The sequence below is a fragment of the Bacteroidia bacterium genome, assembly GCA_039924845.1.
GTDB lineage: Bacteria > Bacteroidota > Bacteroidia > DATLTG01 > DATLTG01 > DATLTG01.
In genome coordinates, this window is the sequence record JBDTAC010000048.1 from 1 (window position 1) to 21787 (window position 21787).

The window sequence follows — 21787 nt, forward strand, 5'->3', positions numbered from 1 at the left end:
TTGTTTTCAAGGAAACGCAAATTGCTACTGTTTTGCATCCATTTATTTACGTTGGCAGTTAAAGCAGGATCGGCTTTTACGGAAGTTTTTATTTTCGCATTCGCGGTAAACGCGAAACAAAATAAAAGAGCAATAAGAAAATATTTTTTCGAGTACTTCAAATTGGTCGTTTTATTTTCCATCAAAAAATATTTTTCGAACTCTAAATTACGACATTTTTATCGGGGACTAAAAATGATATAACAAATGTAATGCAAAATAAATGCTTCGGAAAATTATTTTTTTAAACGTGATTTTACATTCTATCAAGCTCAAAGTAGTAAAAATTCATTTTCAATTGAGATTAGAAATAGACTTTTAAACTCGCTAAAAGTTGAAGTTCTTGTACCAAAGAGTTTGCAAGCTTTTCTGAAGAGACGAATAGAGGGAAGAATACTTTTTAGTAATTCTTCCCTCTATTGTTTTCTATCGCTTCCTTGCTAAATCTATTAAACAGACCAATCACATTTAATGCTTTCGAAGTTCGAGATTCATTTTTCTCAAAAATCAAATTTCGGGATATATCGAACTCACAATTCGTTGTTTTGTTATTCTTTCTAAGTCAAAAATAAAAACTTGAATGTAAGGATGCTAATTCAATGGGGATACTCTATTTTTTTTCAAAGAAATAATTTTCGAAAAAACATAGCGTTTTACACTTTTAATTCCAATTTTTCTTTTTTATATTTTTCGTATAATTGATGAACAATCCCGTCAGATAAACCTATTTGTGGAATAATAATTTTTTCAATAGCTGCTTTTTTAAGAACGGTCAATAATATTTTTGAAGCTGGAATAATTACGTCTGCTCTATCTGGATTTAATCCGAAAATGTGCATACGTTCTTCGTATGTGTGCGATTCGAGTTCTTCGTACAAATTTTTTATTTTGACAGTTGAAACCGGTTTATTCGTTTTCCGTCCTGACATTTTAAAAAGTTTATTAATATTCCCGCCAGAACCTATTGCGATAAGTGGCTTATACCCTTTTGTATTTTCCTGAATCCAGTTTTTAAATTCACTCCAATATTCTTTCTCAATTTGATTGTGAAGCATCCGGATTGTGCCTACATTAAACGATTGCGAAACAACAGCTTTATTTTTTGAGAACAAAGTAATTTCAGTACTTCCGCCACCAATATCAACATATAAATAATTGTTATTTTTATCTAAATGCTCTTCGATGTGATTGGAATAAATAATGTCGGCTTCTGTTTTGCCGTCAATAATTTCAATGTTTATTCCTGTTTCATTTTTAATTCGTAAAATGATTTCATCGCGATTCGTAGCTTCACGCATAGCAGATGTAGCACAAGCTCTGTAACCAAAAGCTTCGTAAACATCCATTAAATATTTAAAGGCTTTCATCGCGGTAATTAATTTGTCAATTTTTTCAGGAGTTATTTTTCCGTGTAAAAAGGCATCTTCGCCTAAGCGAATAGGCACTCGAATTAACTCTGCTTTTTTGTACGATATTTTTCCGTTATCGTCATAAACATTGCAAAACAATAATCTTACTGCGTTAGAACCTATATCAATTGCTGCAAATTTCAATGGCGTTTATGTTTTTTTTAGGTTTTAATAAATCATAAATTATTTCTTGTGCACGTACGGGTATTTTACTTTTGGTTTGCCTGTATTCATTATTTTGTTTGCTTCCTAATACACGTGCTTTTGTATTGTCTTCCCAAAACGCATCTATCATTTTTCGTATTTGTTGTTGTATTTTTTTGTCATAAATAGGAACCGCCACTTCCGAACGATAATCCAAATTTCGCATCATCCAATCAGCCGAAGATGTAAAATATTTTTCATTCCCGTTGTTACAAAATATGAACACGCGGCTATGTTCTAAAAACTTATCTACCACACTTATTGCCTCAATATTGCTACTCATTTTTTTATCACCGGCTACCAACGAACAAATTCCGCGCACTATTAGTTTTATTTTTACACCTTGTGCGCTTGCTTTGTAGAGTTTTTTAATCATATCTCCATCTACTAAATTATTTAATTTCAAAATGATATAAGCTGGCTTTTTTTTCTTTGCATTTCGAATTTCGGTGTTGATAAGTTCGGTTAATTGTTTTCGCATAAAAAACGGAGAAACCAATAAATGTTTGAATTTTCCGATTTTTAAATTATCAGAATAAAAGTCAAACACTTTAGCTACTTCTTCGGTAATGCGCTTGTCGGATGTAAGTAAACTGTGATCGGTATATATACGAGCCGTTGCGCCATTAAAATTTCCAGTTCCAATATGTGCGTACTGAATGAGTTTTCCATTTTCTTTTCGTGTAATTAAAAACATTTTGGAATGTACTTTTAACCCAGGAACGCCATAAATTACATTTACTCCTTCATCGCGCATTTTATTCGACCAATAAATATTTGCTTCTTCGTCAAATCGTGCTTGAAGTTCAATTACAGCAGTAACTTGTTTTCCATTTTTAATCGCATTGATAAGTGCTTGTACAATGGTCGAATTTTTCGCAACTCGATATAATGTAATTTTTATGTGTTGCACTTTTGGATCAATGGAAGCTTCTCTTAAAAAATCAATAATGTGTTCGTACGATTGGTAAGGATAAGTGAGCAACACATCTTTTTGTTTTACCACCCTAAATATATTGGTTTGATTTTTTAAATCAGGATGTTTAAGCGGGCGAATTTTTTTATAATTCAATCCCGGAATACCAATAGTTGGGAAGAAAATAAAATCTTTAAAATTGTGATAACGTCCTCCCTGAATCGGATTGTCCTCCTTTCCGAGTATCATTTTTTTCATAATGAAATCGAGCATGTCAGGCGGAATTTGGCTGTCATAAACCAGCCGAACGGGTTGTCCTTTTTTTCGATCTTTTAATCCTTTAGAAATTTTTTCAATAAAAGTTTTTGACAAATCGTTATCAATATCAATCTCGGCATCTCTGGTTAGCTTTATGTTGTATGCTTCTATAAAATCATATTCAAAATTTGGGAAAACGTCTTTCAAACAAAATCGAATTACATCATCCAATAAAATAATAAAAATTTTGTCGTCCTCTTTCGGTAACACAAAAAAGCGCGATAACGTATCGGTAGGAATTTCCAACAAGGCGTATTTATTTTTTTTCGCTTTATCGTTTTTGCCCAATTTTATAATTAGATAACTGGATTTATCCTTAAACAAATAAGAAAAATTAGATGTGTTATTGAGCATTACCGGAAAAAGTGTTGGCATTACTTTATCTGAGAAATATTTTTTCACGAAACCGGATTGTTCCATGTTTAATTGTTTTTCATCGATAATGAAAACATGGTGTTGGTTCAATTCCTTTAAAATACGTTGATAGGTATTTTCGAATTTACGCTGCTGACCAATAACTACTTTCTGAATTTTATCCAACAAAAGTTGTGGATTTTGTCCCATCAATTCTTTTGCTTTTTTTTGAAATTTGAGCAAGCGTTTTAACGTGGCAACGCGCACACGAAAAAATTCATCTAAATTATTAGAGTAAATTCCTAAAAATTTTAGTCGCTCAATTAGCGGAACACTCGTATCTTGAGCTTCTTGTAAGACGCGCTCGTTAAAAGACAACCAACTTAATTCACGATTGATTAATAAAACACCTTGCTTTTTCATACTTCACAGATAACGCTATCAGCATTCAATTAAAATTTATTTTTTCGCTTTCGCAGAAGAAGGTTTTACCATTTTCTTTGTTGTATTTCGGGTAAGCGGTTTCTTTTTCGCAAATGTTCCCGCTTTTATTGATTTATAAAACTTTTTGGCAACTATTTTAGCTGCTTCAAAAGTAGTTTCTCTAATTTTTCTTGTAACTAAACAATCGCGCTTATTTAATGTATTTTCTATAGAGTGTATCAATAAAAATTCAAGCTCTTTTCTAAGTTCCTTTTTATCCATCTTACAATTTATTTTGAAGATTAATGATAAAGGTCTGTAAAATAATGGTAGCAAACTATGACTTGTAAAAACCTTAACACTTATTTAACATCAATATAACACATTCGTTTCAAAATAATGCTAAAAAAAACAAATCTTAATAAAAGTCAAGAAAACCAATAACTCGCTAAACTCCGCAATTGTTTATTACCAATGCTAAACGGGCCTGTGACAATAAAGGATGCGGAATATACAATATCAATGGCTCCTTAACCAAAACATGTGAATGTTGCAACTTCTTTACATTGTTATGTAATAGTCCACCATAAGAATGTTAGCATTTTTGTGCCGTTGCTACAATTCAGTAACAGCATTAAATAAATTAAGATGAAAAATAATTCAGAATTGCAAACTGATGTTCAAAACGCCATTAAATGGGAACCGTTATTGAATGCAGCAGAAATCGGAGTTACTGCTAAAGATGGTGTTGTATCTCTTACACGAGTTGTTGACAGCTATGTAAAAAAAATGGAAGCTGAAAATGCAGCTAAAAAAGTAATTGGCGTTAAAGCGTTGGTTGAAAAAATCGAAGTGAAATTTCCAAGCGCGTGGACAAGAACCAATAATGAAATTGCGAAAGAAGTTTTAAGTGCTTTGAAATCAAACTGGACTTTACCTAATGACAAGCTAACTGTAATAGTAGAAGACGGTTGGGTAACATTAGAAGGAGAACTGCCTTGGAACTACCAAAGAGAAGCAGCTAAAAATGCTGTCAATTATCTTTCTGGTGTTAAAGGTGTAACCAATAACATTAAAATCAAATCAGAATCTCATGATGTTATTGATCAGGAAGAAATTGAAGATGCAATCGCAAGAAGTTGGTCGGTTGATGATAACGACATCCAAGTAAAAGTTTCTGGAACAACGGTAACTCTTTATGGATCTGTAACTTCTTGGTATCAAAAGGAAGAAGCTGAACGCATTGCTTGGAAAACTTCAGGAATTTGGCATGTAAAAAACGAATTAGTAGTTGATTACGATTATGCTTTAATTGACTAACCAAAAAATTGAAGAGAGTACTTCTTCAATCCTTTTTAATCTATACTTATGACTGATACACATTTCTATGAGGTGAATTTAAAATGGGATTCCCTAACAAAGGGAACATTGAGTTCTCCTGTTATACCGAATAAAATAGAAGTTAGCACTCCTCCTGAATTTCCCAACGGAATAAAGGAAAAGTGGACTCCTGAACATCTATTTGTTGCAGCAGTAAATTCCTGCTTAATGTCAACATTTCTATTGGTTGCAGGTAACTCCAAATTTCAGTTCATTAGTTTTGATTGCAATGCAATTGGTAAAATTGAAAAAGTAGATGGAAAGTTTATTGTAACAGAAATTGTTCTTAAACCCACATTAGTAATACCCTCTACTCAAAATGAAACAAAAGCTAAGCGGATGCTTGAAATGAGTGAAAAGGCATGTGCAATAGCAAATTCAATTAAAACAAAAATTATTTCAGAACCCGTTATCACTATCAAATAAAAATTATTAAAAAAAGTGATAGACAAATTAAGAACACAACAAATATAATTTACACTTAAAAAAAATGAAATTATGAATTACAACGATTTCAGCTTTTGGGGAATGCACTTAATATGGTGGTTAGTTTGGGTGATTCTAATCTTTTGGATTTTCGCAACACCTTATAATATTCCAGGACAAAGAACAAAAAAGGACACCCCACTTGATATTTTGAAAAAGCGTTTTGCTTCGGGAGAAATTACAAAAGAACAATATATCGAACATAAATCTATACTTAAGAAATAAAAAAGCCATGAAAACAGAAATAGGAATAACCATTAAAAACACGCAAGTAGTAGCAAATGAGCTGATGAAAATACTTGCAGATGAATATGTTTTATACACAAAAACAAGAAATGCTCATTGGAATGTAACTGGAGCTGATTTTTATGACAAACATAAATTTTTCGAAATCCAGTTTGGACAATTAGATGAATTTATTGACAGTGTTGCAGAACGTATTCGTTCAATAGGACATTACACACCCGCAACATTGAAATCATTTTTGGAACTTACACAATTAACAGAAATGATACGAGAAAAAAATGATGGACAAGGATTCATAAAAGAATTGCTCTCCGACCATGAAGCGATTATCATTAAACTTCGTGAGAACATTCACCATTTTGCAAATGACTTAAAAGATGTAGGCACGAGCGATTTTATAACTGGTCTTATGGAAGATCATGAAAAAATGGCTTGGTTCTTACGTTCACATTTACAATAACAATACCTAATATGTGTTTTTCTGCCAGCGGAAGTTTCGGCGCAAGTGCTGTGCTTGCAGTAATTAGTATTGCTACAGTAAAGCAAATACAACATAAATCACAAATTGTGTTTGCATGTATTCCCATATTTTTTTCTTTGCAACAGTTTACGGAAGGCTTGGTGTGGTTATCTTTCGCCAGTCCGTTTAATGCCACAATGAATTTGTATGGAACCTATATCTTCCTTCTTTTTTCGCAAATAGTTTGGCCCCTATGGATACCGATTGCTATGATAATGGTTGAAAATAAAGGGAGACGAAGAAAAATACAAAGATTATTTGTCGTGATTGGACTAACTGAAGCTATATTCCAAACGTATTGCTTATTCACTTATCCGGTTCACTCACAAATAATAGGACATCACATTTATTACCAGCTTGACTATCACATGTCAGCAGCAATTAAATACACCGAATCGGCATTTTACATAGCAGCTACAATTATTTCTCCATTCTTTACAAGTATTAAAAGAATGTGGATTGTTGGTTTGGCAATCTTAATTTCCTGTGTTATTACCGTTCTGTTTTATAAGCATTATACCGTATCCGTATGGTGTTTCTTTGCCTCTATTATCAGTATATCAATTTATCTGATTATGCGTGAAATTAAAATCCCATACCAGCATATAAAGCAATAATCATTTGTTATTAAACGAATTTAGTTTTCACTTTTATTTTAATTATTCATCGTAATCATTCCTTAATTACAACCGAGAAAACCCAGCCTCATGAACTGGGTTTTCTTCGTTTGTTGGAAACCTTACGGGACTTCCACCAACCTTACTGGGTAGATTTTTTATTTAAAGATCGGCTAATCTTACGGGATTGGCTTATCTAAAAAGTCCAATTCTTTTAAATACGTACAACATTATGTATTAAGCCTTCTCTTTCAACTTCGCCTGCGATGCTATGATAAGCATGCGCTTTCAGAGTACTCTCGTTCGCTTTATCATGTTCTCCTGCTTCATGGTACCTAATAGCTTCGTGATGATGCTTAGCAGCTTCTTCATGACACTTTGCCGCCTTTTTGTGATTTTCAATTTTTTGTTGTTTTTCAGCGGATGAACTATTTGACTGTTTCTCTTCGCCTGATGTTTTTGTAGTTCCCATTTTGTTTTGTTTTAATTTATAACGTAATTGTTATAGTACGAAGATCCGCCTCTTTCTTCCCTAAGCTCTTATACAAATTCAGAAATAAGTTATATAAGTTACATGTATTAAAAAAGAAAAAGTATCCTACGAGAAACACGATGCTTTAATTAGTTAAACAGTTAACTAATTACTTAGCCATTTTTACACGTCGTTTAAAATCTTCTTCTGTATTGCAACATTTTTTTAGAAGCAAACTAAAATTTAATTCTTGACAAGTGATTTGTGTAACATATTTTTCTATTTGTATAACTCTTTAAGATTTAGATCTACCACTTTTGTGAAGTTATTTTAATGATAAAAATTAAAAATATATTTCATGGAATTGTCTGATCAAAGTAGCCTGTCTTTTTTTATTAGCAATTCCTATAACACGTATTGCATAGACGGTAACACATGAAGAACTATTTAAAGAGTCTTGGTAATCCTTTACTTAATAAGAGGACCAAACCATAATTAAGAGCAGACAGCGAATAGCTTAAACTGCTTGAGTGCGGGTATGCCTATTTGTTGTCCGGCTTTTATCATAACTAAGAATTAAAATAGTTTATATTTTCTCTAACCATAAATTTAATAATTAAAAAAATCAATATGAAAATTGAGATTAACAACCGCCGAAAAGTTTTTGCCGTACAGGAAGAATTCAATCATTTTTTTCCGAATTTAAAAATAGAGTTCTATGAGAAGTCGAATAAATCAGGAGGTTCTCCATCCGAAAAATTAGAAAAACAGAGTAGCAAAACACTTGAAGAATGCAGAACTATGCACAACGATGGATTTATTACCATTTCTCAGGAGATGAGTGTAGGCGAACTTAAACAGCGTTTTAGAGATGTTTATGGATTATCTATAGATGTATTAAAAAAAACATCCAATAATTTATGGGATCAATCACCTGCCTACGAGAAATCAATTTTAGAGTATTTAAACAAACTGTGATATATACAAAACGTTTCAATTGAGATGTAACTTATTATACTCGACTTACACTCACTTTTGTTGCATAAATTATTTATTAATCATTTAAACTAAAAAAACAATGAGCACTAATCAAACAAAACCAGAAAAAACAACAGTAACTCCTGCTGAAAATAAAAAGGGAATTGAAAATCACAAAAAAGCAGCAACTCATTTGGAAGCTGCGGCGAAATCTCACTTAGATGCTGCAAAACATCACGAAGCAGGTAATCATGAAAAAGCGGCTCAAAGTACGGTTGAAGCACATGGACATACAAGTCTTGCTAACGACTGCCAGAAAGAAGACGCAAAGTACCACGCTTCAAAAAACTAAGCAAGTCTGTTTGTACTTTTTCAAAAACACCATGTCAAAAGCATGGTGTTTTTTCATTATAAAATGACCTGACAGGCATGAACACTAAGTTAACCTATTATACTATATATGATGTGTGAATTATATAACATTTTTCAAAAAAAATATAATACTTCCCGAAATTTATAGCCACAACTTTGCGCTGTCAAAATTCATTCGCACTAAATAAAATATACCGAACCTTAATCTTCAATGAAAAAAATCGCAATTATTAAAAGAACTGGATTTCAAGCAGCCGCATTCGCTGTCATTGTATTTAGCATGGCATCATGCAATAATATACCAAAATCGGCAGGAGCTTCGATTGGAATGGTATCCGACACTCTTAATATCGGGAAAGATGCGCAATTCCTTGTCAAATTTGCTGAAATCAACTTGGAAGAAATACAATTAGGAAAATTAGCTCAGCAAATGGGAACAACCATGGATCTTAAAGAATTGGGAGAAATGATGGAAAATGACCACACGAAATCCTTGAATGAATTAACAACTCTTGCATTGAAAAAATCAATAACGCTACCAACATCATTAGATAGTAATGCACAAAATGATTCTACAAAATTAAGTAAACTGTCAGGAAATGAGTTTGATACGCACTATTGCGATATGATGGTAAGTGGACATAAAATAGCTATTGCTCTCTTTGAAAAGGAATCTACCGATGCGTCCGATCCTGCTATCAGACAAATGGCAATAACAACACTTCCTATATTAAAAAAGCATTTGGAACAGGCAACTGAATGTCAAAAGGAATGTAAAAAAATGTAATAGTTCTAAATAACCGAGTTTAATTAAAAAACAATTATGAAAATCAACCGAATTTCAGAAAAGCTAACAATAGCATTGAACGAACAAATGACCAAAGAAGCACATGCTTCACAAATCTATTTATCTTATGCTGCATGGGCAGATAATCAAGGATATCAAGGTATTGCAAATTTTCTTTTCCGTCATGCAGCAGAAGAGCGCAACCACATGATGAAAATATTAGAATATATTTTAAAAAGAGGAGCAAAGGTAAAAATAACTACTATCCCAGCCCCGACTGCCGATCCGATAAGTGTAAACAATTGTTTTGAAAAAGTATTTGAGCAAGAATGTGGCAACACAAAAGCCATTTATAAACTTGTAAAGATGTCACTCAAGGAAGAAGATTGGGCTACATGGAATTTCATGCAGTGGTTTGTAAAAGAACAAACAGAAGAAGAAAATCTTGCCATCAGTTTATTAGATAAAATAAAAATTGCAGGCGGAGAAAAAGCAACAAGCAATGCCTTGTATGAATTAAATAAAGATTTGCAAACAACTCCAGACGATGCAGAATTAGCAGAGGATGTAACAGTCGACAATCCTTAGTAACATTGTATTGTATATCTTTTCAGATAAAGTGCATCGCTTTGTATTTGAAAGTAAATGGATTTTAATTTGTCTAATAACGAACTCGATAATTGTATCTTTGTCATCACAAAATAATTAAAGCGTTTCATTATGAAGGCTTTTTTATTACTTCGAAAAATTATTTTTTTGAACTAATATTATATTCACGCTAAAAAAAACTTATTTTAAATTTTCTCGTTACATAAAAAGAGTAAGGTTGAAAATAACACCATAAACATTTTTATCAATTACAACTTAAGTATGAATTACATTATAGTGGACGATAATAAAATGGCTCGTGCAGTAATTCGACAAATGATTGACCAATTTGATTATTTTAAACTGATTGCAGAATGTGGAAATCCGATAGAGGCGATAAATGTGATGAAGCGGAAAAGTGTTGATCTTATTTTGTTAGATGTTGAAATGCCCAAAATGAGCGGATTAGATTTTTTAAAAAGTATTGAAAAACGACCTCTTGTTATTTTAATAACAGCCAAAACAGATTATGCAGTTGATGCCTTTGAATATAATGTGGTAGATTATTTAGTTACACCTGTTAAAGAAGAACGATTTGTAAAAGCCTTGAACAGAGCACAGGAATTATATGAAGGCGCACACAAAACAATAGAAGTGCCCAATAATGATTTCATTTTTATACGCGACAAAGGGATTCTTACTAAAATCAACATGACAGATATTTTATACATTCAAGCTCTTGGTGATTATATTACAATTCATACCAAGGCGAAAAAGCACACGATACGCCATAGTATAGGAACTGCCGAAGAAAAGTTTCCTTCCGAAAAATTTATGCGTATCCACCGTTCATTCATTATTGCTGTCGACAAAGTGGATTCTATTGAAGCCAATACCGCATCTATCAATAAAAATCTTATTCCAATTGGCGATATTTACCGATCGGAACTTCTTAAAAAACTGAATCTCCTCTAAAAGTCTGGTAGAATTAAATCTATTGATCTATTATCTTAGCCTACTTCTACCCTATTTTAACACGATTTACTTCCCGTTCATCCCATTTTTACTAATGCGGCTATTTAACTTCTTACTTTTGGTAATCGTCTTTTTTATTAAAGAAGACATTAATTATGAAAACTAAAAGAGAATTGATGAGTGCCCTTAAAAGTAATATGGAGAAGGTAGTTAAAGAGAGAGATACTCTTACAAAGGGCTGGAAGTGGAAGGGTTTGTTTTAAAGATGTAAGAGTTCACATTGTGCAATTAAACTTGGGTACTTTGTATAATTAAAATTTGAAATCATGGAAACGCTAAAAATATTTATTGTAGATGACGACCTCAGTTATGCTTCTGTACTGAAGTTTTACATTAAGAATAATTGTTCAACAAGTGCGGACATTACTATTTATTCGACAGGCGAGAAAATGCTTCAAAATTTAAAAAAGAATCCGGATCTTATTTTTCTTGACTTTTACCTCAATGGGAAATTACAGCAAGCGAGAAATGGGCTCAGCATTTTAAAAAAAATAATGTATCGGTTTTCAAAGGCAAAGGTTATTATGCTTTCATCACAAAACAACATTGAAATGGCTCTTAATGCAATTAAAAGTGGAGCTACAGAATACATTGTTAAAGACAAAACAGAATTTACTAAAGTTTCTTCCATAGTGTCTGATGTTGTTAAAAGAAAAGAAAAGAGAAAGAGAGAATTTATTTTCCTTTTATTATTCTTATTATTATTCACGCTTTACGTATTAAACAAAATAATCTAAAACACTATGAAAGTATTAATCGTAGAAGATGACAGAATGCTTTTAAAAGCATTGTCATTAAGGTTGACCGAAGCGGGTCATCACGTATTTCCCGCTGCAGATGGGAACATTGCTTGCGACGTAATAAGCGATCAAAAAATCGAACTGATTATTTGTGATATGATGATGCCGGTATTGTCTGGGCTAACATTTTTAAGTTTACTGAAAGGCTATTTTAACAAAGGAATTCCTGTTATCGTTATGTCAACACTTAATAATGCTCCACAGCTACTAACAAAAATGGATCTCGATTACATTGCTTTTTTTGAAAAGCCCTTTATTATTGATGAATTAATAGATTTAGTAAACAAAACAAAAATTTAACTATCATGAAACCATCACCTAAATTACATATATTTACTGTGGAAGATAACGCTATGTACACATTAGCTTTGGATTTGACTTTAAAAGATAGATTTAATTATCAAATAACAGATTTTGATTCTGCTGAAAAGTGCCTTGAAAATATTTATCTTAACCCCGATATTATTATACTTGATTATATGCTGAAAGGGATGAATGGGCAGGAAGCATTAATCAAGATAAAGCAAGCACTGCCGAACTGTTATGTAATAATTATGTCTGTACAAAAGGATATTGATGTAGCGGTAGATTTAATACAATTAGGTGCCTATACTTATATAAAGAAAAGCAACTCTGCTCTTGATAAATTAGTTGAAACCATTGATAAAATACGGGATGAAATGGACAATAAGTAAAATAATCGTGCCACTTATAACAGCCTTATAATTTTACTCCAGTAAAACACATTATGAAACATATATTCAAAACAAAAACGACAACAACTTTTAGCTTATTCCTGTTACTCGCAATAAATATTGTTTACGGTTTCATCTCTATGAGTTACATTAGCAAAGGATCTGAAAATGACAAAGTTTTATTTCAAGGGGCTGAATTTTTAAAATCACTACGAGAACTACAAGCCGAAGTACTAAATATTGAAAGCAGTAGCAGAGGGTATATTATAACTGGAGATGAGGGTTATTTGAATAATTTAGAATTAAATGAGGACAATATAAAATCTGAATTGCAATTTCTGCCAGAAAATGTTTTACAAAAAGAAAATATCGAAAATGTAACCGTGTTAAATAAACTTGTAAACGATAAAATTGATAATGTAAATAATGTTGTTAGGATTTATAATGAAAAGGGTATAAAAGTAGCAACAAATGAGGTGGAGTACGGGCAAGGAACGCGTTTAATGGAAGATATAAACGAAGAGATTAACAAGCTGAACGCATCCACTAAAGTGATTATGAATAATACGGTTAGCGATGGAAAAAATTATGTGATAAAAATGAGGCTATTTATTATTATAAGTACAATTGGAGAAATGTCCATCGCACTTCTTTTCTTGTCATTTATTTATAAAGATGTTGATCACCGGAATATTTTGGAAGAACAATTAATGCAGGCTAAACAAAAAGCAGATAAAAAAGTAATTATAAAAGAACAATTTATGGCTAATATGAGCCATGAAATACGCACCCCAATGAATGCAATTATCGGTTTTACTAGCTTACTTCAAAAAACACCGATGAATGAAAAACAAAATGAATATGTAAAAACAATCAAAAGTGCAGGTGAAAATCTTTTAAATCTCATTAATGATATTTTGGATTTTTCAAAAATAGAAGCTGGAATGTTTCGAATAGAAAATATTCCTTTTAGTGTACCTGAACTTATGAATTCTGTATATACAATGTTCTTGGAAAAAGCTAAAGCCAAAAAACTTACAATGACATTATCTGTTGATGAAAAAATTCCACAAACAATTTTGGGAGATCCAACAAGACTTACCCAGATAATTGTTAATCTGCTCGGTAATGCACTAAAGTTTACACGAAATGGAGAGATCAACATTAGCTCAAAACTTTTAAATTCAACTGAAGACAATATGCTTCTTGAGTTTACGATCCAAGATACTGGCATCGGTATTTCAGAAGATAAATTAGAAGAAATATTTGATCGCTTTAATCAGGGTAATGTTACGACAACCCGAGAATATGGTGGTACTGGTCTTGGACTTGCAATCGTAAAAAGTCTCGTAACGCTTCAGTATGGAACATTAAATGTCAAAAGCACGCATGGAAAAGGTTCATCGTTTAGCTTTACCATTACGTATAAAAAATGTAAAGATGTCGTTAATACACCGCCATTATCTTTATCTCCTAAATTAAAAACGGAAGATGCTCATGTTAGGGTTTTATTGGCTGAAGATAACCAGATGAATCAAACTCTTGCCTTAACTGTTCTGACTGATTTGGGTTTTAAAGTTGATTTAGCAGAGAATGGTCAAGTAGCTTATGATATGTTGAAGAAGAATAATAATTATGATATTGTTCTTATGGATTTACAAATGCCAGTACTTGATGGATATATGGCAGTTCGCAAAATACGGAATGAACTTAATTCTACAATTCCTATCATTGCAATGACTGCACATGTTTTACCTGATGAAAAGGAAAAGTGCATTAGTAGTGGCATGAATGATTTTATAACCAAACCATTTAAAGAAGAAGAACTTCATACTATTATTATTAAAAACATTTATCATACAATACCAAGTTCTGCTACAAATAACAACGAAGCAATACCGAAAATAAATAAAAGAAAGCCTGCGGAACTTGTGGATTTAAGCTACTTGCTTGAACTTACAAAAGGAAAAAAATCTTTTATACTGGAAATGATTCATATCTTTTTAGAACAAAATCCTATTGACTTACAAGTTATTGAAAAAGCCATCGCTAAATCAGATTTAGAAACGGTAAAAGCTATTGCACATAAAATGAAAACGTCCATCAGTTTTATCGGGCTTACTGATAAAATTGGTTCCGATTTGGATTTAATGGAACACCAAGAAAATGGAATTACTCTGGATTTAATTAAAAAACATTTTGATAATGTTAAAGCAGTTTGTGAAAAAGCTCAGGCGGAGTTAATAATTTACAAAAATAAAATTTAATGTTTTGAGTATTAACGGTGCGTCTTCAAAAGAATTAAAACATTCATTTCAGGGAAGCTGACACGCTAAGCATCCGCGCTGCGTAGATGAAACATAAAAAGGAGTTTGAAAAAATAATTTTTCAGTACTTTTACCCTTCCATTTAAACGATGAATTGGATTTTCAAATTAATAATCCCTTTTATAATGAAAAAAATAAATTTTATTTTCTTTTTTTTACTGCTTTTTCATTTGTCTTCCAAAGGGTTTGAAAAAATAATTTTTCGGCATACAAACAACATCTCCGCTTTGGAAAAAAATAATTTTATTTCTGAAAAAGATTCCGGAAACCAATACTTCAACGCCAATTATCTCAGATATTCGGATCATATTTACAAATCAAATATCCGTACCGTTGAGCTATACGAAAAAAGTTGGGAGCTCTCCCCTCCCCTAATTCAATTGAACTCTGAGCAACGGTTAAAATTAAGTTTTGATGATTTGGATGGCGACATGAAATCATACAGTTACACCTTAGTGCATTGCGATGCGAATTGGCAACCTTCTGATTTGCATCCGATGGATTATTTGAATGGTTTTACACAAGATCAAATTATTGATTACGCCTACTCTTACAATACGTTGCAACATTATACGCATTACAATTTAATTTTCCCAAATGAGAATATGCAAATTACTAAATCTGGAAATTATTTATTAGAAGTTTATACCGATAATGATCCAGACAGTCTCGTTTTCACAAAACGTTTTATGGTGTTTGAACAAAAAGTAACGGTGAACGCGCAAGTAACAAAACCCGTAGATGCGAACGATATGTATTACAAACAAGCTGTTAAATTTTCCATTGATTATACCGGTTATAATATTGCAGATCCTTACGGAAGTTTGACCGTAGTAATTACTCAAAATGGACGCTGGGATAATGCCATCAGCACGCTAAAACCTTTGTACATAAAAGAAAATTTTTTAGATTACAATTATGATCAAGACAATGAGTTTACAGGAGATAACGAGTTTCGGCATTTCGATTTGCAAAGTTTGCGCTATAAAACAGATCGCATTTCCGTCATTAATTTAGATTCGAATAAACACAATCAAGTTTTTCTTACAGACGATGAAACCCGTAATTTCAAACGCTATTTTTCCGATGCCGATATCAACGGAAATTACCTCATAAAAACACACGATGGCACCAACAGCGAATTAGAAAGTGAATATGTAAATGTCCATTTTTTTCTCCCTTACGATGCTCCTATAACGGATGGGAATTTATATGTTTTTGGCGCTTTATCCGCGTGGCAATGTACCGACGATTGTAAAATGAATTATGATTATAAAGCTCATGGATACACACTTTCCATGTATCTAAAACAAGGTTATTACAATTACGAATATGTTTTTTTGAAGGATGGAAGTACTGCTGCGGATGCCACTTTGATTGAAGGAATGCACTACGAAACGGAGAATGACTATACCATTTATGTTTACAATCGTCCGCTGGGTAGCACCTATGATCAGCTGATTGCCGTAAAAAAAATAAATTCAGTGAAGCTGAAGTAATTTTCAGCTACTCGAAAATTAATTTTCTATTTTTGTTTTTATGATGACAAATCGCCAACTCTTTTTGCAACATTTAGCACCCACCAGCGATGCGCCACTTGCACTGGAAATAAAAAAAGCAAAAGGAATTTATTTGTACGGTACGCAGAAAAAAAAATACATGGATTTAATTTCTGGCATCAGCGTAAGTAACGTCGGACATTCACATCCAAAAGTAATAAGCGCTATAAAAAAACAACTCGAAGATTACATGCACTTAATGGTGTATGGCGAATATATTCAGTCGCCACAAATAAAATTAGCCAAAAAACTTTCCGAATTATTACCCAATAATTTAAATTGTTCTTACTTCGTCAATTCGGGTAGCGAAGCGGTGGAAGGTGCACTAAAATTAGCCAAACGATTTACCGGACGAACTGAAATCATTTCCTTTAAAAATGCATATCACGGAAGTTCGCATGGCGCTATGAGCGTGATGGGAAACGAAGAAATGAAAACAGCGTATCGTCCTTTGTTGCCAGATATTCGTTTTATAGAAATCAATAATTTATCTCAATTAAAAAATATTTCTAAAAAAACGGCTTGCGTTATTATTGAACCAATACAAGGCGAAGCGGGCGTTATTGCTTCTGAAAAAAAGTTTTTGAAAGCACTTCGTGAGCGATGTACCGAGATGGGAACACTTTTAATTTTTGATGAAATACAAACTGGTTTCGGACGAACAGGAACACTTTTTGCGTTTGAAGACTATAAAATTATTCCGGATATTCTCACTTTAGGAAAAGCCATGGGCGGCGGAATGCCAGTTGGAGCCTTTGTTTCGTCTAAGAAAATAATGTCGATGCTTTCTAATAATCCTGTTTTAGGACACATTACTACTTTTGGCGGACATCCTGTTTCTTGCGCCGCAGCACTCGCAAATCTGGAAATTTTAACGTCTTCAGAAAATAATTTTCAAGTACTTGAAAAAGAAAAACTATTTAGACAATACTTAAAACACCCTGTTATTAAAAGCATTCGAGGCAAGGGATTGTTGTTAGCCATCGAATTTGAAAATTTCGAAATCAATAAAAAAATAATTGATCGCTGTATTGAAAAGGGCGTAATTACCGATTGGTTTTTATTTTGTTCGAATGCAATGCGCATTGCGCCTCCGCTGATTATTACAAAAGAAGAAATTAAAAAAGCTTGCCAAATAATTACGGAAAGTATTACTTATTTTTTTGATTAAGTTTGTTGAATTGTTTTGCTGAAAAAATAATTTTCTAAATCGAAATTTATGAATGTATTAATTGTTGAAGACGAAAAAAGTTTAGCAAAAGAAATGAGTATTTTCTTGAAAAAGGAAGGATTTCTCTGCGAGGTAGCGCACACAGGAAAAGATGCTTCCGAAAAAATTTTCGTTACACCGTATGATTTTATCTTGCTCGATTTGGGTTTGCCCGACTACGAAGGCTTGAATTTATTACGAGAAACGAAAGAATCCAATCAGGAAGCAATTATTATTATTCTTACGGCTCGCACTGGCACAAACGATAAAATTACAGGACTGGATTTAGGCGCGGATGATTACTTAGCAAAACCGTTTTCATTGCTCGAATTACATGCGCGAATGCAAGCTATTACGCGACGAAAACATGGATTAAAGAAAAACACTATCGAGGTTCAAGAATTTACAATTGATATTCAAAACCGTTCGGTGCATCATAAAAACACAGCTATTAATCTGACAAAAAAAGAATTTGATATTTTACATTATCTGCTTTTACATAAAAACCGCGTAGTTACTCGACTCCAACTAACGGAACACATTTGGGGAAATGTTTTAGAAGACGATTACGATTCGAATTACATTGATGTACACATCAAAAATCTTCGAAAAAAACTGGCTGTACATTGTAGCAGCAATCTATTTGAAACGGTACGAGGAATCGGCTATCGTTTGGATATTTGATAATTCATCTCCCAAAAAAATAATTTTTCAACGGCTCGAAAAATTATTTTTTTGAACGCTTTAAAAATTCCGCTTTTCCTTGATCTAAAAACTGAATGTAAATTTGGATATCGGGATTGTAACCTCTCGGCGTATTAAGCGTATTTCCATTTGCATCCACTAAAACATCCCAAGGTTCTGCATTTGTATTGTATTTAGAAGTTTCCAAATCGCTCCATTTATCGCCGATGGTTTCTATATTTTGCCCGGTTGTTTTGGAGATGTATTGCGCATTTTGCGGTAATTCATTTTTCTCATCCACATACAACATTGCTACCACAAAATCTTGGTTGAGACGTTTTAAAACTTCAGGATCGCTCCATACATTTTTTTCCATTTTACGACAATTCACACAATTAATTCCTGTGAAATCAATCAATAAAGGTTTGTTCATTTGTTTCGCGTAAGCAAGCGCTTTGTCGTAATCGTGAAAACAAGAAATATTATTCGGGCATTCAATTCCGTCATTGTTTGGCGGAATACTATTTACTACATTGGAATTTGTGACGTTTGAAGAAACATTTTGTTGCCAACCTTCGCTGTATGGCGGAACAAATCCGCTGATAAGCTTTAACGGTGCGCCCCATAAGCCTGGAACTAAATAAACGGCAAATGCAAACGAGAAAATCGCTAAAAATAATTTCGGAATACTTACGTATTTAACATCACTGTCGTGAGAAAATTTAATTTTTCCAAGCAGATAAAATCCGAGAATAATAAAAATAACAATCCACAAGGAAATAAAAATTTCTCTGCCCATAATTCCCAAAGGACCGTTGAGATGAATGTGTAACCAATCGCAATGCAAACCTGCTAAATCAACAGCTGAAAGGAATTTCAATGAAAAAGCAATCTCTAATAAACCTAAAACAACTTTCACATTGTTAAGCCATCCGCCCGATTTTGGCAGAGAATTCATCCATCCCGGAAAGGCTGCAAACAGTGTAAATGGCAAAGCCAAAGCAAGCGAAAAACCAAACATGCCAATAATTAAATTGATGTAATGTCCGCCTGTAGCCGCGTTGGCAAGCAGAGAACCAATAATAGGACCCGTACAAGAAAACGACACTAAAGAAAGTGTAAACGCCATGAAAAAGATACCGATAATGCCTCCTTTTTCAGAAGCCTGATCGGCTTTGTTTGCCCAAGAACTTGGCAAAGTAATTTCAAAAGCTCCGAGAAAAGAAATTCCGAAAATCACGAAAATAATAAAGAAAAAAAGATTCATCCATTCGTTGGTAGATATGGCGTTTAAGCCAGATGAGCCAAAAGCGAGCGTAATAATTACACCAAGTAAAACGTAAATAAAAATGATGGAAAGTCCGTAAAAAATAGCTTTTCGCAATCCTTTTTTTGGATCAGAACTTTGTTTTGTAAAAAAACTAACGGTGAGCGGAATCATTGGAAAAACGCAAGGCGTAACCAAAGCAGCCAAGCCGCCCAAAAATCCGAGAAAGAAAATCATCCAGCCAGAAAGTCCCGTAGATTGTGCTGTTGAAGCATCTTCGATACTGTTCGTTATTGTTGGAGCAGAAACAACTACTGTTTGTTTGTTGCTATCCGTTTTTGCAGGTAAAGTTAGTTGTGATGATTTTAACGCATTGCTATCAACTGTAGTTGTTTGGTTTATTTTTTCTGTTGGTATTATTGCTGTTTTTGTTTTGCTGGCGCTGATATTAAAAGAAAAATCTACGTCTTTTGGCGGCAAACACATGGAATCATTACAAACCATGAAATTTAATTTTCCGGTAAGCGTAAAGTCTTTCTCGGATTTTACACTTATTTTTTGTGTGAATGTTGCATTGTCTTCAAAATAATTTAAGTTCATTTCATACAGCGGTTCGTATTTCGAAATGGCTTTACTTTCTTCTGTTTTTCCAGCTAAAACATAATTGGCAGAAGGACTGTAAGAAAATGTGGTAGGAATTGGTCCGTCTTTTCCCTGCATAAATTGCGAATACAAATGCCAGCCTTTTCCGATAGTTGCTTTGGTTACAAGTGCGGATTGTGTATCGCTGATTTTTTTTACACTAAACTCCCATTTTACAGGATTATATATTTGAGAAAAAGATTTTTCGGTGCAGCAAAAGCTTATCAATAAAGACAAGCAGATGTAGAAGAATTTTTGTTTTAATTTCATAAATGAATTATTTTAAAAATCAAAAATACTGATTTTAATAAAGAAGTTAGAGGTAAAAATGAACTAAAATTGGAATGCTGAAAAGCAAGTTGGGATTTTAAAAGCAAATCTTAAAAAAAATTCTGTTAAAAAAGCCCACAAATTGTGGGCTTTTGAAATTAACAAACCAAAACAAAATTTTACATTGTCTTTTTGTCAGACATACTCATGTCCTTCATACCAGCAGCAACTTTTACCATTGGTTTATGGCATTTTTTGCATTCGCCAGCTTTGTTACTTGTAGCACCGCACATTGGGCAGTAATAAGTGCCTTCTTTTAACATTTTAACATGGCATTTCATACATTCTCCCGATTTGTCGCTTGTTGTGCCGCATTTCGGGCATACATAAACAACTGCATGTTTTTTGGTGGCTGTTTTTTCAGTGCTTGTTTTGCTTTGTGCAAAAGATGTTGCAGTCATAAATAAAGTACAAGCAAACATCAACATTAATTTTTTCATGGTTTTCATAATTATATTTTTTTAGTTCACCTATTTATACCACAAACGAAATAAAATCACCCAATCAACAAAAAATTATTTTTTGAAAGCCTCTTCTTTCAGCTTTTTCAAACACTTATATTTTTGATTTTGAGCAGTATGAGTGTTTGAATAATTAAATTCTTTTTCTATTTCGCTGATTTTTTTATTCTGAAAAAAGATTCGATTAATTAATTTTTGACAATGTTCTGATATTTGTTTCATCAATTTATCAAGTGGTTTTTGCTCTTCATCTTGTGAAGTAATAAAATCAGTTTCGCTAACAAAATCAAGCGATTGTGTATTTCTAAAATGCTTGGTGTTACGCAAATCTTTGAGCCAAAGATTCCTACTTATTGCACAGGTATAAGTGCTTAAAGAAGCTGTTAATTGGAAATTTTCTTCAGAAATATTTTTCAGCAACACAATCATCGTTTCCTGAAAAATATCCATTGCATCGTTTTCAGAGCCGCTGTTGTTCAATATAAATTTTCTAACAATAGGATAATTCTGGACATAAAGAATTTCGAAATACTTTTCCTGTTTGTTTCGAAGAGCTGTAAGAATGTTGTTGTCGTCGTTTAAAGTTGGACTTTTTGTCATAATCAGTATCAATTAAATGTGGTTAAAAATATCTCCTTTGGAGATAATACCAAAATTATGAAAATATC

At 32.8% G+C, this 21787-nt stretch carries 25 protein-coding genes; 17 read left to right on the forward strand and 8 right to left on the reverse strand.

Translation table 11 applies throughout. The annotated features are described in order from the left end of the window. The 4 genes from ABIZ51_05055 to ABIZ51_05070 form a co-directional block, all read right to left on the reverse strand. The coding region (locus ABIZ51_05055) for a hypothetical protein (GenBank protein MEO7088145.1) at nucleotides 1–182 on the reverse strand (182 nt) is incomplete at its 3' end. Nucleotides 183–692: 510 nt separating this feature from the next. Continuing rightward, nucleotides 693–1592 (reverse strand): exopolyphosphatase, encoded by a 900-nt coding sequence (locus tag ABIZ51_05060; protein ID MEO7088146.1) that lies wholly within the window; start codon nucleotides 1590–1592, stop codon nucleotides 693–695. Beyond that, the gene (gene ppk1, locus ABIZ51_05065; GenBank protein ID MEO7088147.1) at nucleotides 1573–3663 is read right to left on the reverse strand and encodes a polyphosphate kinase 1; all 2091 of its coding nucleotides are present in this window, start codon (nucleotides 3661–3663) and stop codon (nucleotides 1573–1575) included. The genes ABIZ51_05060 and ppk1 overlap by 20 nt, the downstream gene beginning before the upstream one ends. A 36-nt stretch (nucleotides 3664–3699) precedes the next feature. Next, complete coding sequence (locus ABIZ51_05070; protein ID MEO7088148.1) at nucleotides 3700–3945, reverse strand: hypothetical protein; 246 nt, start codon at nucleotides 3943–3945, stop codon at nucleotides 3700–3702. A gap of 366 nt (nucleotides 3946–4311) precedes the next feature. Between ABIZ51_05070 and ABIZ51_05075 the strand changes: the two genes are divergently transcribed. From ABIZ51_05075 to ABIZ51_05095, 5 genes are all read left to right on the forward strand, one after another. Further along, entirely contained in the window at nucleotides 4312–4983 is a 672-nt protein-coding gene (locus ABIZ51_05075; protein MEO7088149.1) for a BON domain-containing protein, read from the forward strand. A gap of 48 nt (nucleotides 4984–5031) precedes the next feature. Then, entirely contained in the window at nucleotides 5032–5469 is a 438-nt protein-coding gene (locus tag ABIZ51_05080; GenBank protein ID MEO7088150.1) for an OsmC family protein, read from the forward strand. 72 nt (nucleotides 5470–5541) lie between these two features. Continuing rightward, complete coding sequence (locus ABIZ51_05085) at nucleotides 5542–5754, forward strand: SHOCT domain-containing protein (GenBank protein ID MEO7088151.1); 213 nt, start codon at nucleotides 5542–5544, stop codon at nucleotides 5752–5754. A gap of 7 nt (nucleotides 5755–5761) precedes the next feature. Next, entirely contained in the window at nucleotides 5762–6235 is a 474-nt protein-coding gene (locus tag ABIZ51_05090) for a DNA starvation/stationary phase protection protein (GenBank protein MEO7088152.1), read from the forward strand. 11 nt (nucleotides 6236–6246) lie between these two features. Then, the gene (locus ABIZ51_05095; protein MEO7088153.1) at nucleotides 6247–6912 is read left to right on the forward strand and encodes a DUF6629 family protein; all 666 of its coding nucleotides are present in this window, start codon (nucleotides 6247–6249) and stop codon (nucleotides 6910–6912) included. Between the two features lie 214 nt (nucleotides 6913–7126). Here the strand turns inward: ABIZ51_05095 and ABIZ51_05100 are convergent, their stop codons facing one another. After that, entirely contained in the window at nucleotides 7127–7384 is a 258-nt protein-coding gene (locus tag ABIZ51_05100) for a hypothetical protein (GenBank protein ID MEO7088154.1), read from the reverse strand. A 630-nt stretch (nucleotides 7385–8014) separates the two neighbouring features. Here ABIZ51_05100 and ABIZ51_05105 point away from each other — a divergent pair. The 12 genes from ABIZ51_05105 to ABIZ51_05160 all read left to right on the forward strand — a co-directional run bounded on the left by ABIZ51_05105 (nucleotide 8015) and on the right by ABIZ51_05160 (nucleotide 18419). Then, a complete protein-coding gene (locus tag ABIZ51_05105; GenBank protein MEO7088155.1) occupies nucleotides 8015–8362 on the forward strand; it encodes a hypothetical protein in 348 nt (115 codons plus the stop codon). Nucleotides 8363–8462: 100 nt separating this feature from the next. Beyond that, a complete protein-coding gene (locus tag ABIZ51_05110; GenBank protein MEO7088156.1) occupies nucleotides 8463–8714 on the forward strand; it encodes a hypothetical protein in 252 nt (83 codons plus the stop codon). Nucleotides 8715–9014: 300 nt separating this feature from the next. Next, the gene (locus ABIZ51_05115; GenBank protein ID MEO7088157.1) at nucleotides 9015–9521 is read left to right on the forward strand and encodes a DUF4142 domain-containing protein; all 507 of its coding nucleotides are present in this window, start codon (nucleotides 9015–9017) and stop codon (nucleotides 9519–9521) included. Nucleotides 9522–9557: 36 nt separating this feature from the next. Beyond that, nucleotides 9558–10109 carry a ferritin gene (locus tag ABIZ51_05120; GenBank protein MEO7088158.1) on the forward strand — a complete coding sequence of 184 codons (552 nt, stop codon included), beginning with the start codon at nucleotides 9558–9560 and terminating at the stop codon, nucleotides 10107–10109. A gap of 282 nt (nucleotides 10110–10391) precedes the next feature. Beyond that, nucleotides 10392–11084: a LytTR family DNA-binding domain-containing protein gene (locus ABIZ51_05125; GenBank protein MEO7088159.1), complete on the forward strand. Its 693-nt coding sequence runs from the start codon at nucleotides 10392–10394 to the stop codon at nucleotides 11082–11084. A gap of 326 nt (nucleotides 11085–11410) precedes the next feature. Next, nucleotides 11411–11881, forward strand: a complete 471-nt coding sequence (locus ABIZ51_05130) for a response regulator (protein MEO7088160.1) — start codon at nucleotides 11411–11413, stop codon at nucleotides 11879–11881. A 6-nt stretch (nucleotides 11882–11887) separates the two neighbouring features. Then, entirely contained in the window at nucleotides 11888–12244 is a 357-nt protein-coding gene (locus ABIZ51_05135) for a response regulator (GenBank protein ID MEO7088161.1), read from the forward strand. A gap of 5 nt (nucleotides 12245–12249) precedes the next feature. Further along, on the forward strand, nucleotides 12250–12639 hold the full coding sequence (locus ABIZ51_05140) for a response regulator (protein MEO7088162.1): 390 nt from the start codon (nucleotides 12250–12252) through the stop codon (nucleotides 12637–12639). Nucleotides 12640–12692: 53 nt separating this feature from the next. Beyond that, nucleotides 12693–14906 carry a response regulator gene (locus tag ABIZ51_05145; GenBank protein ID MEO7088163.1) on the forward strand — a complete coding sequence of 738 codons (2214 nt, stop codon included), beginning with the start codon at nucleotides 12693–12695 and terminating at the stop codon, nucleotides 14904–14906. Nucleotides 14907–15091: 185 nt separating this feature from the next. Then, entirely contained in the window at nucleotides 15092–16465 is a 1374-nt protein-coding gene (locus tag ABIZ51_05150) for a DUF5103 domain-containing protein (GenBank protein ID MEO7088164.1), read from the forward strand. A 43-nt stretch (nucleotides 16466–16508) separates the two neighbouring features. Further along, the gene (locus tag ABIZ51_05155) at nucleotides 16509–17696 is read left to right on the forward strand and encodes an aspartate aminotransferase family protein (GenBank protein MEO7088165.1); all 1188 of its coding nucleotides are present in this window, start codon (nucleotides 16509–16511) and stop codon (nucleotides 17694–17696) included. Between the two features lie 48 nt (nucleotides 17697–17744). Then, entirely contained in the window at nucleotides 17745–18419 is a 675-nt protein-coding gene (locus ABIZ51_05160) for a response regulator transcription factor (GenBank protein ID MEO7088166.1), read from the forward strand. A 43-nt stretch (nucleotides 18420–18462) separates the two neighbouring features. Here the strand turns inward: ABIZ51_05160 and ABIZ51_05165 are convergent, their stop codons facing one another. The 3 genes from ABIZ51_05165 to ABIZ51_05175 form a co-directional block, all read right to left on the reverse strand. After that, a complete protein-coding gene (locus tag ABIZ51_05165) occupies nucleotides 18463–20598 on the reverse strand; it encodes a cytochrome c biogenesis protein CcdA (GenBank protein MEO7088167.1) in 2136 nt (711 codons plus the stop codon). Nucleotides 20599–20777: 179 nt separating this feature from the next. Continuing rightward, nucleotides 20778–21107 carry a hypothetical protein gene (locus tag ABIZ51_05170; protein MEO7088168.1) on the reverse strand — a complete coding sequence of 110 codons (330 nt, stop codon included), beginning with the start codon at nucleotides 21105–21107 and terminating at the stop codon, nucleotides 20778–20780. Between the two features lie 66 nt (nucleotides 21108–21173). Further along, nucleotides 21174–21719, reverse strand: a complete 546-nt coding sequence (locus tag ABIZ51_05175) for a sigma-70 family RNA polymerase sigma factor (protein MEO7088169.1) — start codon at nucleotides 21717–21719, stop codon at nucleotides 21174–21176. Nucleotides 21720–21787: the final 68 nt, after the last annotated feature.